The organism is Bradyrhizobium sp. LLZ17 (assembly GCF_041200145.1).
GTDB lineage: Bacteria > Pseudomonadota > Alphaproteobacteria > Rhizobiales > Xanthobacteraceae > Bradyrhizobium.
This window is the reverse complement of sequence record NZ_CP165734.1, coordinates 526,561-540,181: the sequence shown is the minus strand read 5'-3', so window position 1 is coordinate 540,181 and position 13,621 is coordinate 526,561. Positions and strand designations below refer to the sequence as shown.

Genomic DNA, 13,621 nt, shown 5'->3' with positions numbered 1-13,621 from the left:
CCGATGTTCCCTGAGTCTCACACGGACGTCACAAAAATGGTATCCGGGGGAATACAGATCGTCCATAGGTACTTGCTGCACTGCTCCGTGAAAGCAGGCAAAATATGGCGTACGAACAACAGCTTGCAGTTCCCTGCACGGGAACTGCACATCGGGGCGCACAGGACGGCGGCAGAGCGCACATGAAGCACTCAACCTGCGAGCACGGTTCCGGTCCGATGGCCGAGACGCTGCGACTGCCGCGCAGATTCGGCCGTGCGCTAATCTGGCTGTACCGCCACACTCTCTCGCCACTGGTCGGGTACAACTGCCGGCACCTGCCGACTTGCTCCGTTTATGGCGACGAGGCGATCGAGCGCTTTGGACTTTGGGCCGGCGGCTGGATGACGCTGGCGCGCCTGTTGCGCTGCAATCCCTTCGGCACGTCCGGAATCGACAACGTGCCCTTCACCGCACCGCCAGGCGCAAGCTGGTATCGGCCCTGGCGTTACGCTCGGTGGCGCGGCGTCAACCCATCCTAGCCACATGCTGCGGCGCTTTGCGCATCACTGCTCTGACCGGAACCTGAATTGTTGCCTCGCGTTGTTGTGATGCTCCCTAAGGGAGGAAACAACAATGCGCTGGAAAATCAGCCCTCATCTTCACCTCGGGCTTGGTGCGCGTCCCAGGTTTAATCCGAGGGATTGCGATCCCAGAGCCATCGATATGGTCGCCGTGGTCGCCCTGCTCGTGCTCGTCCTAGGCTCCGGCTGGTACCTCGCCACGAGCTTTGCAACGCCAGTCAGCACGACCGCGTTCATTGTGCCAAGCCAGAGCGTGCACTGGTAGCTAGCGAAACCAGAAGAAGCGCCCCGGCGGCGGCGGGATCGGCTCGGGCGGACGCGGCCGTTTCGGGCGTGGCGGTTTCGGCGGCGGCTCGGCCGACGAGGTGGTCTCCCCGGTGGGCGCGATCTCGCTCCCCGGCACCTTCACCGACAGCAGCAAATTCGATTCGTGCATCCGCCAGCGATAGCCGACGCCAAAATCGATCGGCTGCGCGCGCGTGAACAATTCCGCGTATCGCTCCTGATAGCGGCCGGGGAATTCATTGATCGGCCCGAGATAGCGGCCGAACGGGAAGAACCGCCATTGCCGCGCATTGTAGTTCGCCAGCGGAATCCCGGAATCGTCCTGGATGATGCTCGAGCTGTTGGCGAGCAGCCAGTCGCGAACGACGGTGAAGTTGCCGCCATGCAGCAGATAGGACGCGCTCTTGATCAGGCTGTTGCCGGGCCCGAGCGTCTCGCAGAACTTCAGGAAGCCGGCTGCGCGCGCGCCGGAATTCGAGAGATCGGTCGAGAAATAATACAGCGTGCGCGCCTCACCGTCGCTCCCGGCAAAAACGATGCGGACGCCGCGGGTGGCATTCGGTCCCGGGTTGTCGCTGCCCGTGTGCATTCCGCCCTTGTCGTCGACCGCGACCATCTCGACGTTGCGGATGGTCTTGCCGGAGCGCGCCAGGAAGACATAGAGGATCGGCAAGGTGCCGTTGACCTGGTTGGCGTGCAGGTCGACCTTCATCTGCTTGGTGATGAAGAAGGAGAAGCTCAGGATCGAGCCGAGCGAGCGCTCGACATTGTAGAGCGCCGCACCAACCGAACCGCGCGGCAGCCTGGACAGGTCAGGCACTGCACCGACCGGCTCCAGCGCGCCGAGCACATAGGTGCTGGCCTTCGAGTAGAACGCATTGGCGTAGAGAAAATCCGGGCCGCTGAACATGTAGAACATGGTCGGCCGGGGCGCGGCGAGGTTGACATCGGACCAGATCCGGATCTTCGACAATTGCCGCTGCTCGAGCTGGGCGAAAGCACTATCGAAGAATCTTGCGTGATGCTGCCAGGACGGGTCCCTCGTGAGCGCCACCAGCGGCGAATCCGCCGAAGGCTGCATGCCCGCAAGGAAGCGCGCGGTGTCGTCGAAGGTGACCTCGGCAGCACGCGCGGAGGAGATGGCCGCGGCCAGCAGCGCAATAGCGGCGGCCGCAATTCTCAGAGATCGGAACATATCTATTCGCGATGTAATGGATTGGCAGCGGCGACCGGCCGCCCGCGGAAAACAGCATAAATCAACAGGCCCGAGAACATCACGAGCATTCCCATGAGCGACTGCACCGGCCGCTCGGTCAAGAGGTAGTACATCATGAACGCGGTCACGAGCAGGAAAACCAGCGGCGTAAACGGATACCCCCAGGCGCGATAGGGCCGCGGCAGGTCGGGATCGCTGATGCGCAGCTTGATGACGCCGGCCACCGTGAAGAACGAGCAGAACAGCAGCGCAAACTGGATGAAGTCGAGCACCGCCTCAAAACTGCGCGTGAACAGCAGCAGGTTCGAAACCGCGAGCTGAAACAGGATGGCATAGGCCGGCGCGCCCCTCGTCGACTTGCGCGAGAACACGCGAAGCGCCGGAATGTCCTCCCCCATCGTCATCATCACGCGCGGGCCGATCCACATCATCGCGCTGATCGAGGAGATCAGCCCGACGCAGATCATCGCACCGACGACCCTGCCGCCAATCCCGCCGAAGATGGCGCTGCCGGCGATGCTTGCGACGTCGAGCTGGCCGGCCAGCGCGCCGATCGGCGTGGAGTACAAAAACACCGCATTGAGCGCGACATACAGCACGAGCACGATCAGCGTCCCCGCAAGCAGCGCTCGCGGAAGACTCCGTTCCGGCGTGTTCATCTCGCCGATAATGTAGGTCGCGGCGTTCCAGCCTGAGAACGAGTACATCACGAAGACGAGCCCAATCGCGAAAGGTGCGCTGACGACGTGGGCGAGATCGCCGGCCTGCGGAGCAAACGAGATCGGCTGTGGCGTGCCGATGACGAAGCCGGCGACCAGGAAGGCCACGATCAGCACGACCTTCAGGATGGTCGAGATCAGCTGGAAGCTCGCGGAGTGCCTGACGCCGGTCAGCTGCACGAGCGAGACCAGCCACACCACGCCGATGGCGAGCGGGATCGGCGGCAAGCCGGGAATGACCGATTTGGCGTATTCGCCGAAGGCCATGGCGGCGAGTGCCACCGGCGCGGCAAAACCGACCGTCGCCGAAACCCAACCGGCGAGGAAGCCGAAGGCGGGATGGTAGGCGCGGCCGAGGAAATTGTACTCGCCGCTCGAGCGCGGAAACATCGCGCCCAGCTCGCTATAGGAGAACACCCCACACAGCGCGACGATGCCGCCGACGGTCCACAGCAGGAGGATCGAGAAGCCGGACGGGATATCCTTGACCTGAAAACCGAGGCTGGTGAAGACGCCGACCCCGATCATGTCGGCGACCACGATGGCGGTTGCGACCAGAACGGAGACCCCGGAGCCGCCTCCGGTCAAGCGGCCAGTCCAGGGCACGGTTGCCGCATCTGATGCCGTCATCGGGGTCCTTAAGCTCAGGCATCGCGCCTGATGGGATGCATCGTGCAGATTGGTCCAGTCAATTCAAGCAGGGTTAACACGGGTTAAATGAGGCAAACGAAATAGGTACCACAACACCGCGCGTGGACGCCCTTAAGCAATAAGACTCCCAGAGCCCGGAGAATCCCGTTCCCCTTCCCCACAATCACGACACGATTGCATGGTCCTTTTGATCGTTCCGGATGTGGGGAAGTTTGTCCGGACACTTAACGCCGCCTAAATGCCAGTCGGTTCAATTTGCTTAAAGATTGCCGCTGGACTTTGGGTTCATGGCTTGGGGTCATGGGTGGATGGTCGGGGCCGTTGCTAACGTGAGAGCTGACATGCGTGCTGATCGGACGAGGTCCGGTCGACGCGGTCGTGCGCTCCGGTTCACCCTGATCTCAGCCTTGGTGCCGATCTCGCTGATGCTGGTTCAATGCGGCAATTCGCCCAATCCGGCGGCGCTCGCCGCGAACTCACAAGCCAACGTTCAGGTCGTCGCCAAGACCAATTCGCAAGTCGCGAGCAGCGATACGTTCGAGGATCGCTTCCCTGCTCCGCAATTCAGGGAGCGCTTCCCCGCCGCGAGCGAGAGCTTGCTGCAACGGCAGATGTCGGACTTCTCGCCCAAGCGCGCCGTGCAGCAGCAGCCCCAGCAGGCACCCTACAAGGTCGCCTCGCTCGCGCCGCAGGTCCCCTATCAGCGTCCGCCGCGCGAAGACCTGACCACCCTCGTCAGCATGAAGTCGTCCGCCTTCCCGTATTTCGGCAACAACCCGGCTTCCGACGCGCCCTTCCTCAACATCTCAAAGGGCGACCGCCGCGGCCACCGCAGCTATTCCGGTCGCGTGTTCTGGCAGGACGAGACCTACAATGACAGCCGCGTGCTGATGCACGTTCCCGAACATTTCGACGTGCGCAAGCCGGGCGTCATCGTGGTGTTCTTCCATGGCAATGGGGCGACGCTGGAGCGGGACGTGCGCGACCGGCAACTGGTGCCGCAGCAGATCAGCGATTCCGGCGCCAATGCCGTGCTCCTCGCACCGCAGATGGCGGTCGACGCCGCAGATTCCAGCGCCGGCAAGTTCTGGCAGCCGGGCGGCCTCAAGCGCTTCATGACGGAATCGGCCGAGCATCTGGCCCGCCTCACCGGCGATCCCAACAATGCGCGCGCCTTCGCCGATATGCCGATCGTGATCGTCGGCTACAGCGGCGGCTTCCTGCCGACCGCCTGGAGCCTCGAGGTCGGCGGCATCAGCGACCGCGTTCGCGGCGTCGTTCTACTCGATGCGGTCTATGGCGAAATGGACAAGTTCGCCTCCTGGATCGAGAGCCACCGTTCCGGCTTTTTCGTCAGCTCCTATACCCATTACACCGCGCGGCGCGACCGCGAGCTGATGAGCATGCTGCGGCAGAAGGGCATCAGCGTCTCCGAAGAGATGGATGGGCCGCTACATCCTGGCAGCGTGGTGTTCGTCGAAACCGGCGACGGCATTACCCATCGCGACTACGTCAACCGCGCATGGACGCAATATCCGCTCAAGGATGTGCTGGTGAAGATGTCGGCGACGCCGGCCCTGGCGCTCACGCGCGTTGCCGCCACCACATCATCGGTATCGGGCCGCTAGTTTGGCGGTTGCGTCCAGCGCTCCAATGACGACGTCGTTCAGATAGGATCACGCAGACGCGCAGCGCGTGATCCTCGATTGTTGTCGCTCAAGTCTTCGGCAGCTTGGGAATGCTCTCGGCAAAGCCGTTGAAGCAGGCCAGCCGCTCGTCCTCTTCCTTGAAGAGGCGACAATCGGCGACGCCCTTGGCCTTCGGGGGCTTCGGCTTCGGCGCCGGCGGGATCACCGCGTCGTAGCAATTGAGGCGGTCCTTGGTACCGTCATCGAGGTCCAGGCAGGCCTGGAGCCGCACCGCGATCGACTGCGGCTTGCCCTTCGGCGCGGCAGCGGCCGGCTTGGCGGCGGCCTCCTTGGTGCCCTTGGTCCCCTTGGGCTTGACCTGCATCAGCGGCTTGTCCCCCACCATCGGTGGCTTATCGGTTTGTGCAAGCGCGGAGGCTGAATAGAGCACCGCAGCAACCGCCAGAATGATCCTCATCTCAGTCAACTCTCTTTGGTCCCCATGACTGGCTTCTAGCGCTGTCTCCGGCGGTTTGCCAAGCGCCTTGCGCAGGGGAGACGCTGGCCTCAGGCCGGAGCGGCAGCGGCCGGCCGGGGCCAGGACCGCCAGGACCAGCTCCAGCACGACAAGACCGCGACTTGAGGGCCGCCATGCGAAATAGTTGGTGCAAGACACCGGCCTGTGGCGGCCGCTTTCTTGGAATTGCCGGATTGCACAGGCCGAATCGCCTGATATATCGCTCGTTCCCGCTTACCTGCGCTCGTTCGCAGGAGTGAGCCTCAGGAGAAAAGACATGACCGACCAGCCCAAGTCCGAATCCGGCTTCCAGTACAGCCTCAGCAATTTGAGACCCGTGACCCCGCCCGAAAAGATCACCCTCACCTTCCCCGACGGCGCCCGGCGCGAATACCCCAAGAGCACGACCGGGATGGAGATCGCCAAGGGCATCTCGCCGTCGCTGGCCAAACGCACGGTGGCGATGGCGCTGGACGGCGAGCTCGCCGACCTCAACGATGCCATCGAGAACGACGCGAAGATCGAGCTGGTGAACCGCGACGATCCGCGCGCGCTGGAGCTGATCCGCCACGACTGCGCCCACGTGCTGGCGGAGGCCGTGCAGATGCTGTGGCCGGGCACCCAGGTCACCATCGGACCCGTGATCGAGAACGGCTTCTACTACGATTTCTTTCGCAACGAGCCGTTCACCCCGGAAGACTTTGCCGCGATCGAGAAGAAGATGCGCGAGCTCATCGCGCGCGACAAGCCTTTCACGAAAGAGGTTTGGGATCGCGAGAAGACCAAACAGGTGTTCCGCGACAAGGGCGAAGCCTTCAAGGTCGAGCTGGTCGATGCCATTCCCGGCAACGAACCGATCAAGATCTATTATCAGGGCGACTGGTTCGATCTCTGCCGCGGCCCGCACATGACCTCGACCGGCAAGGTCGGCAACGCCTTCAAATTGATGAAGGTGGCCGGCGCCTATTGGCGTGGCGATAGCAACAACCCGATGCTGACGCGCATCTACGGGACGGCGTTCGCCAAGCAGGAGGATCTCGACGCTTACCTCAAGCAGATCGAGGAAGCCGAGAAACGCGACCACCGCAAGCTCGGGCGCGAGCTCGACCTCTTCCATTTCCAGGAGGAAGGTCCGGGCGTCGTGTTCTGGCACCCCAAGGGCTGGACCATCTTCCAGCAACTGATCGCCTATATGCGCCGTCGCCTGACCGGCGATTACAGCGAGGTCAACGCGCCGCAGATCCTCGACAAGTCGCTGTGGGAGACGTCCGGCCATTGGGGCTGGTATCGCGAGAACATGTTCGCGGCGCAGTCCGCCGGCGACGAGGCCGAGGACAAGCGCTGGTTCGCGCTGAAGCCGATGAACTGCCCGGGCCACGTTCAGATCTTCAAGCACGGCCTGAAGAGCTATCGCGACCTGCCCTTGCGGCTCGCCGAATTCGGCGTGGTGCATCGTTACGAGCCCTCCGGCGCCATGCACGGGCTGATGCGCGTGCGCGGCTTCACCCAGGACGACGCGCATATCTTCTGCACCGAGGATCAGCTCGCTGACGAGTGCCTGAAGATCAACGACCTCATCCTGTCGACCTATGCGGACTTCGGCTTCACGGGCGAGCTTACCGTGAAGCTGTCGACCCGGCCGGAGAGGCGCGTCGGCACCGATGCGATGTGGGATCACGCCGAACGCGTGATGGCGACGGTGCTGCGCGAGATCCAGTCGCAGAACAATCACATCAAGACCGAGATCAATCCGGGCGAGGGCGCGTTCTACGGGCCGAAGTTCGAATATGTGCTGCGCGACGCCATCGGGCGTGACTGGCAGTGCGGCACCACGCAGGTCGACTTCAACCTGCCGGAACGGTTCGGTGCGTTCTACATCGACCACGACGGCAGCAAGAAACCGCCGGTGATGGTGCACCGCGCGATCTGCGGCTCGATGGAGCGCTACATCGGCATCCTGATCGAGCACTATGCCGGCAACTTCCCGCTCTGGCTCTCGCCGGTGCAGGCGGTGGTCACGACCATCACCTCGGAAGGCGACGAGTACGCCAAGCAGGTTATGGAAGCCGCGCGTCGGGCCGGGCTTCGGGTCGAGATCGACCTGCGCAACGAAAAGATCAACTATAAGGTCCGCGAGCACTCGCTGGCAAAGATCCCGGCGCTGCTCGTGGTCGGCAAGAAGGAAGCCGAGACGCACTCGGTCTCGGTCCGCCGGCTCGGCAGTGACGGGCAGAAGGTAATGCCGACGGCCGAGGCGATCGCCGCGCTGGTCGACGAGGCCACCCCGCCGGATGTCCGGCGGATGCGCGAGCGGGCCTGATCCCTGAAATCGGTCTAAACTCGGTTTCGGTTGCGGGCGTGCATTCCTATCTGGGGCGTGCACGCCCGACGACCAGCCGAAGAGGAAGCCCCAGTGCCCGACGCCATCGAACTCCTGAAGACCCGCCGCTCGATCAAGCCGCGCGACATGACCGGGCCCGGCCCCTCGCCGGCCGAGCTCGAAACCATCTTGACCATCGGCGCGCGCGTGCCCGACCACGGCAAGCTTGCGCCCTGGCGCTTCATCATCTTTGAGGGCGACGCCCGGATGCGCGCCGGCGAGGTGATCGCGAAGGTGTTTGCCCGGAAGAATCCCGGTGCGCCCGCGGCCGATGTCGAGGTCGAGCGCAAGCGCCTCACCGACGCGCCGCTGGTGATCGGCATCGTCAGCTTCACCCGGCCGCATCCGAAGGTGCCGGCGTGGGAGCAGGAATTGTCCGCGGGCGCGAGCGTCATGAACATCGTGACGGCCGCGACCGCGCTCGGCTACGGCGCCTGCTGGCTGACCGGCTGGTTTTCCTTCGACCGCGATGTGCTGGACGGGCTTGGCCTCAAGCCGGACGAGAAGCTTGCCGGCTTCGTCCATATGGGCACGCCGACCAAGCCGAGCGAGGACCGCCCGCGACCGGTGCTGTCTGAGATCGTGACGCGCTTTTAATCGAAGTCTTGTTGACGCCCCTGACGTCTTGCGGCTTTGTTCCCGACGAGGGAGGAAGTCCGGATGAAGCGTCGTGAATTTCTGGTCGGGGCGGCGATGCTGGCCGGCACGATGGCGCGGAGCCGCGCCGTCGACATTCCCGCGCCGGCGGCCGACAAGCTGCAACGCGTCACCTCGTTCTTCGAGAACGAGGTCACCACCGGCCGTTTGCCGGGCGCCATCGTCCTGATCCAGCAGCACGGCAAGCCGGTTTATTTCAAGATGTTCGGCGTCCGCGACGTCCGGACCCGCCTGTCGATGACGCCGGACACGATCTTCGCGATCCATTCCATGACCAAGCCGATCACCAGCCTGGCTGCGATGATGCTGATCGACGAAGGCAAGCTTGCGCTCACTGACCCCGTTTCGAAATACATCCCTCTCTTCGCGGACACGAAGGTCGGACTCGAAATCACCAAGCCCGACGGCTCCCTGGCGCTCGACCTCGTGCCGCCGATCCATCCCGTGACCATCAGGGACCTGATGCGGCACACCTCGGGCATCAGCTACGACTATATCGGCGGCAAATGGGTCGAGCTCGCCTACAAGGAAGCCGACATCTTCGCGGGTCAATTCGACAACAAGGTATTCGCCGAGCGCGTCGCCAAGCTGCCGCTGGCGCGCCAACCCGGGACGCTGTGGCGCTACGGGCATTCCACCGACGTGCTTGGCAGCGTCATCGAGATCATCACCGGCCAGACGCTCTACGACGCGCTGAAGCAGCGCATTTTCGATCCGCTCGGGATGACCAGCACCAAATTCGTGCTGACAACGCCTGATGAACTCGAGCGCATGGCGCGGCCGCTGCCGAGTGACCAGATCCTGCTCGACGCTGAGCGCGAACGTCTCGCCCATCCGGAATGGCAATCCGGCGGCGGCGGCCTGCTCTCGACCATGACCGACTATCAGCGCTTTTCGCAAATGCTGCTCAATGGCGGGGAGTTCGACGGCAAGCGCTACCTCAGTCCGGCCGCCTTCAAGGACATGACGACCGACCAGATCGGACCAGGCTCCGGCGTCGGCCGCGACTATTTCTATTTTCCTGGCGACGGCTTTGGCTATGGCTACGGCCTTGCGGTGCGCACCGATCCCGGCGATGCGAAGCCGCCGCCGCCGGGCTCGATCGGGGAGTTGAAGTGGGACAGCGGCAGCGGAACGTATTTCGGCGTCGATCCAAAGCTCGACATGGTCTACATCTTGATGCAGCAGACCCAGAATGAGCGCGGGCGGATCACGCCGGCGTTCAAGGCCCTGGTCTATGACACCTTTCCGCCGGAGCTACGCCACCCGTGAGACGTGCTGGCCCTCGGCGTCGTTCCGGCGAAGGTGGGGACATATCTCGCGCAACTGCTTCAACATCGTCATTGCGAGCGTAGCGAAGCAATCAAGAGTCTTTCCGCAGATGCATTTCTAGATTGCTTCGCTGCGCTCGCAATGACGGAGCAAGGAGCATCGACGTCGCTTCTGCAGCGCGCATTTTCAATTGCAGACGCACCTTCGCATTCTCGCGGCGCATTCGCCCGAGTCTTGCTTCGTCGCCTTACCCTCAAATGAAAGAGGGCGCAGGGAAGACCGGGTGCCGGCTGGCACCCGCGGTCCACTGTGCGAAGTTGCAGTAGGAAATCTGCACAGCGGCATACAGGTGAAGCCCAACACACGGCCTTCCCTGCGCAGTGGTTTGACGGCTTATGTCGCGCTCTCCCCGGGGAGCGATGCACTATTGCCCCCGTCGCCTCACGGCTGACTGACATGCGTGCCCGGTTGGGCCGCCACATCACCGCAAGACTTGGCGCACAGACCCCGGGCGCCAGGACCACACGATTTTGCCGTACGCGAACCACACCGGTCGTGCGCGCGATGCGCTTCGCTCACGGTTGCCCGCCCTGCGATCACCTTCGCGCCGATGTGGCTTACGTCCACCGCCGCCCGGCCCGCGTTCGTGACGATCGCGATACGCCCCTCTTCCTTGGGCCGGGTCGCGGCGACAGATACGCCGTTTCCGAATTTCGGTAAAGCGGAATATTTTTGACGACGTGTGTTGACCTAGCGCCGGGATGTTTTGCCCGTCGGGCAACGCAATGGTTTGTAGCCTGACCACCAAATTGGCTCTACGGAACCGACGGAGGCCGCTAGTCCTCGCTCGACGCGGCGGAGCGATTGCGCAGATAGGCCTGCGACAACAGGAAGAACAACGCACGGTCGCCATGATATTTGGCCGACGGCCGGGTGCGCTCGAAACCATCGGCGAATATCTTGCCGGACTGGTCGCACACCTGCCATCGCCAGCCAAAGCGCTTGCGCCTGGTGAGGATCACTTCGAACATGCCGACCGCTTGGTCCCCTGCTCCTTGCCGGTCTCGCACCGGCATGCCCCGTTATAGGAGACCCGACATATAACGCAGCAGGACGGAAAGAGAATGAAATTGATGATCGGAAATAAGTATGTTGCACCGGTCATGACGAAGTCGCGGTGGTTCGGGAATAAGCCGCCGCCGCTGGTGTAGCGGAGATCTCTCCGAGACGCTTGGTAGCGCTGACAGAGGTGCTCTAACTCGCTTTTCGTGCGCGCGATGGGAAGTGCGGTACAATGTTCCGGATCACACGTGCCGAACGGTGGCGGAGCTGTGCGAGAGAGCCGAACTGACAGCGCCGTCCGAGTTGACTAGCGCGCGACGACTTCGACCTCGCCGTCGACGCCGTTGACGACGTTGAAGCCGCGCTCATAGACCTTGCCCTCGTTCTTGGCGACGGCGCGGTATTCGCCTTCGGCGAGCACGACGCGCGGGAAGGCGCCGATCGATTCCTTGATGACGTCGCCGCCCGGTGTCAGCACCGACCAGGCGGTGTTGGCGAGCGCCTCGCCGCCCTTGTCGCTGACGAGCTTGAGCGTGATCACCGCGGCGCGGTGGGTGACGATGACATCGGTGAGCTTGCCGGCCTGGACACGGATGTCCGAACGCACCACCGAGTTCGCCAGGCTGGCCGGATCGCCGTAATTGGAGATGATGTAATAGGTGCCCTCCGGCAGCAGCACGACGTCGCCGGCGGCGACATTGGGCACCAGCGAGGCACGCTCGCCGGATCTGAACTGGCTGCCCTTGTAGATCGCGAACGAGATCTGGTTCAGCGGAATGCGGCTGGTGCCGACCCGGCCCTCGATGCGCAGGCCGCCGGCCGGCAGCACAAAGGATTCGCGGTCGGTCTCGGCCTTCAGGCTGACGGTGCGCACCGCGCTGACGAGGCCGAAGGCGACGTGCACGACGTAATTGCCGGGCGGCAGCACGATGTTGGGCGTGGCGTTGCGGTCCTCGCGGACCAGCTTGAAAGTGCCGTTCTCGTCGGGCCGGTCGGCAAACACCCGCCAGACCAGGCCGCTGGTGATCGGAGGGGTGTCCTTGCCGTATTTCGCGGTGAGCGACAGCACGGCCTGTCCGGGCACCGCCGCATTGAGCGGCGCGACCGGCGGCACGGTGGTCAGCGCCGGAGGAATGGTGGGGGAAGCCGGCTGCATCAGGGTCGGCGGCAGGCTCGGGGGCGCAGACCCCAGCCCGGAGGGCGGCGCCAGGCTGACGGCGCCGCCGGGGTCGGGCACTGAAGCCGGCGGCACCGGCGGTGGGCGATCCGAGAAAAGCTGCGCCTGCGCAGCGCCTTGGCCGAGGGTAAATTGGCCGAGGGTGAGGAGGCACACGGCCACGATTAGCCCCGGCAGCAGCGATGCGCTGCGCCGCCATCCGATGATGCCGTCACCCCCGAGTGTCATGTCACCTGCTTTTCACTGAAAACGCGGCAAATTCAAGCCTCAGTGGCCCCAGGGAATACGGACATTTGGAACCTCGTTGACGCCTGCGTGATTAGTCCGCAGGCAAGCATCGACTGCCATACTCCCGCCCCGCGCGCTTTCCAAAGCGGCATAAACCATGCTTCGCCCGGGTTGTGGCGGAGTGCAAGTCCGCTGCCTAGTCTCAGGGCTGGCCCGGCGTAGGAGAGTTTCGGTGCTGGACATATTGAAGGGTCGGAGCGCAAACGGCTCCAGTGGCGAGAAGGTCGGGCTCGGCAGCATCCGCCGGCCGGTCATTGGCCTGGCGCTCGGCGGCGGAGCGGCGCGCGGCTTTGCCCATATCGGGATCGTGAGGACCCTGCTCGCCAACGGCATCGTGCCTGATGTCGTGGTCGGCACCTCCATCGGCGCCGTGGTCGGCGGTGCCTATGCGGCCGGCCAGCTCGATACGCTCCAAGACTGGGGTCGCAGCCTGCAAGGTGTGCGCAACATCCTCGGCTATCTCGACATCCGCCTCAATGGCTCCGGCCTGATCGGCGGCGAAAAGCTCGCGACCCGCCTCCAGGAGTCGATCGGCCAGACCCTGATCGAGGATCTTCCGGTGAAATTCGCCGCGGTGGCGACCGAGGTCCGCACTGGCCATGAGATCTGGCTGACGCGCGGCCGCATTGTCGACGCGATGCGGGCCTCCTACGCGCTGCCCGGCATCTTTTCCCCGATCCTGATCGGCGACCGCTGGCTAGTCGACGGCGCGCTGGTGAACCCGGTGCCGGTCTCGGCTGCGCGCGCGCTCGGCGCGGAAATCGTCATCGCTGCAAATCTTTCCAGCGACATCTTCACCTATTCCACCACGGTCTATTCGCACGGCCCGGCGCCCGAGCCGGCGGTTCCTGCAGCCGAAGAGACGACGGCCAAACGGCGCTTTCCGAGATTCTTCTCGGCGGAGAAGACCGTGAAGCGCGAGTTCTTCGGCGGCGGTGGCGATCGTCCCGGGCTCTCCTCGGTGATGGTGGACGCTTTCAACATCATGCAAGACCGCATCACCCGCGCCCGGCTCGCCGGCGATCCGCCCGACCTGCTGATCACGCCGCGGGTCGGCCAGTTCGGCTGGTTCGACTTCCACCGCGCCGATGACCTCATCGCGCTCGGAGCCCGCGCCGCCGAGCGCGCGCTGGATCTGATTCAGGAAGCGATCCACGTGCTGGCGCCGCCGCCCGAGGGTGCCGCGCCGAAAGCGACCGAGTGAGG

12 protein-coding genes are annotated in these 13,621 nt (G+C 64.0%); 7 read left to right on the top strand and 5 right to left on the bottom strand.

Going from position 1 to position 13,621, the window contains the following annotated elements; all coding sequences use genetic code 11:
* The first annotated feature begins 182 nt into the window (after positions 1–182).
* Both yidD and AB8Z38_RS02600 read left to right on the top strand, forming a co-directional pair.
* Positions 183–521, top strand: a complete 339-nt coding sequence (yidD, locus tag AB8Z38_RS02605; protein WP_369722986.1) for a membrane protein insertion efficiency factor YidD — start codon at positions 183–185, stop codon at positions 519–521.
* A gap of 94 nt (positions 522–615) precedes the next feature.
* Positions 616–828: a hypothetical protein gene (locus AB8Z38_RS02600; RefSeq protein WP_369722984.1), complete on the top strand. Its 213-nt coding sequence runs from the start codon at positions 616–618 to the stop codon at positions 826–828.
* Here the strand turns inward: AB8Z38_RS02600 and AB8Z38_RS02595 are convergent, their stop codons facing one another.
* A complete protein-coding gene (locus AB8Z38_RS02595; RefSeq protein WP_369722982.1) occupies positions 829–2,043 on the bottom strand; it encodes a hypothetical protein in 1,215 nt (404 codons plus the stop codon).
* A gap of 2 nt (positions 2,044–2,045) precedes the next feature.
* Positions 2,046–3,413, bottom strand: a complete 1,368-nt coding sequence (locus AB8Z38_RS02590; RefSeq protein WP_369722981.1) for an APC family permease — start codon at positions 3,411–3,413, stop codon at positions 2,046–2,048.
* A gap of 362 nt (positions 3,414–3,775) precedes the next feature.
* Here AB8Z38_RS02590 and AB8Z38_RS02585 point away from each other — a divergent pair, with 362 nt between their 5' ends.
* Entirely contained in the window at positions 3,776–5,062 is a 1,287-nt protein-coding gene (locus AB8Z38_RS02585; protein ID WP_369722980.1) for an alpha/beta hydrolase, read from the top strand.
* Positions 5,063–5,150: 88 nt separating this feature from the next.
* Here AB8Z38_RS02585 and AB8Z38_RS02580 read toward each other — a convergent pair whose 3' ends face one another.
* Positions 5,151–5,540, bottom strand: a complete 390-nt coding sequence (locus tag AB8Z38_RS02580) for a hypothetical protein (protein WP_369722978.1) — start codon at positions 5,538–5,540, stop codon at positions 5,151–5,153.
* A 316-nt stretch (positions 5,541–5,856) separates the two neighbouring features.
* Here AB8Z38_RS02580 and thrS point away from each other — a divergent pair, with 316 nt between their 5' ends.
* The 3 genes from thrS (at position 5,857) to AB8Z38_RS02565 (ending at position 9,888) form a co-directional block, all read left to right on the top strand.
* Positions 5,857–7,899 carry a threonine--tRNA ligase gene (gene thrS, locus AB8Z38_RS02575; RefSeq protein ID WP_369722976.1) on the top strand — a complete coding sequence of 681 codons (2,043 nt, stop codon included), beginning with the start codon at positions 5,857–5,859 and terminating at the stop codon, positions 7,897–7,899.
* A 93-nt stretch (positions 7,900–7,992) separates the two neighbouring features.
* Positions 7,993–8,556, top strand: coding sequence for a nitroreductase (locus AB8Z38_RS02570; protein WP_369722975.1), 564 nt, complete (start codon positions 7,993–7,995; stop codon positions 8,554–8,556).
* A gap of 63 nt (positions 8,557–8,619) precedes the next feature.
* The gene (locus AB8Z38_RS02565) at positions 8,620–9,888 is read left to right on the top strand and encodes a serine hydrolase domain-containing protein (protein WP_369722974.1); all 1,269 of its coding nucleotides are present in this window, start codon (positions 8,620–8,622) and stop codon (positions 9,886–9,888) included.
* An 836-nt stretch (positions 9,889–10,724) separates the two neighbouring features.
* Here the strand turns inward: AB8Z38_RS02565 and AB8Z38_RS02560 are convergent.
* On the bottom strand, positions 10,725–10,919 hold the full coding sequence (locus tag AB8Z38_RS02560) for a hypothetical protein (RefSeq protein ID WP_369722973.1): 195 nt from the start codon (positions 10,917–10,919) through the stop codon (positions 10,725–10,727).
* Positions 10,920–11,257: 338 nt separating this feature from the next.
* Complete coding sequence (locus AB8Z38_RS02555) at positions 11,258–12,355, bottom strand: hypothetical protein (RefSeq protein WP_369722971.1); 1,098 nt, start codon at positions 12,353–12,355, stop codon at positions 11,258–11,260.
* Positions 12,356–12,587: 232 nt separating this feature from the next.
* Between AB8Z38_RS02555 and AB8Z38_RS02550 the strand changes: the two genes are divergently transcribed.
* The gene (locus AB8Z38_RS02550; RefSeq protein ID WP_369722970.1) at positions 12,588–13,619 is read left to right on the top strand and encodes a patatin-like phospholipase family protein; all 1,032 of its coding nucleotides are present in this window, start codon (positions 12,588–12,590) and stop codon (positions 13,617–13,619) included.
* The last annotated feature ends 2 nt before the right edge of the window (positions 13,620–13,621 follow it).

What these genes read in the sequence shown, in the direction of transcription:
- yidD (WP_369722986.1), top strand. Translation starts at nt 183, where the DNA reads ATGAAGCACTCAACCTGCGAGCACGGTTCCGGTCCGATGGCCGAGACG.
- AB8Z38_RS02600 (WP_369722984.1), top strand. Translation starts at nt 616, where the DNA reads ATGCGCTGGAAAATCAGCCCTCATCTTCACCTCGGGCTTGGTGCGCGT.
- AB8Z38_RS02595 (WP_369722982.1), bottom strand. Translation starts at nt 2,043, where the DNA reads ATGTTCCGATCTCTGAGAATTGCGGCCGCCGCTATTGCGCTGCTGGCC.
- AB8Z38_RS02590 (WP_369722981.1), bottom strand. Translation starts at nt 3,413, where the DNA reads ATGACGGCATCAGATGCGGCAACCGTGCCCTGGACTGGCCGCTTGACC.
- AB8Z38_RS02585 (WP_369722980.1), top strand. Translation starts at nt 3,776, where the DNA reads ATGCGTGCTGATCGGACGAGGTCCGGTCGACGCGGTCGTGCGCTCCGG.
- AB8Z38_RS02580 (WP_369722978.1), bottom strand. Translation starts at nt 5,540, where the DNA reads ATGAGGATCATTCTGGCGGTTGCTGCGGTGCTCTATTCAGCCTCCGCG.
- thrS (WP_369722976.1), top strand. Translation starts at nt 5,857, where the DNA reads ATGACCGACCAGCCCAAGTCCGAATCCGGCTTCCAGTACAGCCTCAGC.
- AB8Z38_RS02565 (WP_369722974.1), top strand. Translation starts at nt 8,620, where the DNA reads ATGAAGCGTCGTGAATTTCTGGTCGGGGCGGCGATGCTGGCCGGCACG.
- AB8Z38_RS02560 (WP_369722973.1), bottom strand. Translation starts at nt 10,919, where the DNA reads ATGTTCGAAGTGATCCTCACCAGGCGCAAGCGCTTTGGCTGGCGATGG.
- AB8Z38_RS02555 (WP_369722971.1), bottom strand. Translation starts at nt 12,355, where the DNA reads ATGACACTCGGGGGTGACGGCATCATCGGATGGCGGCGCAGCGCATCG.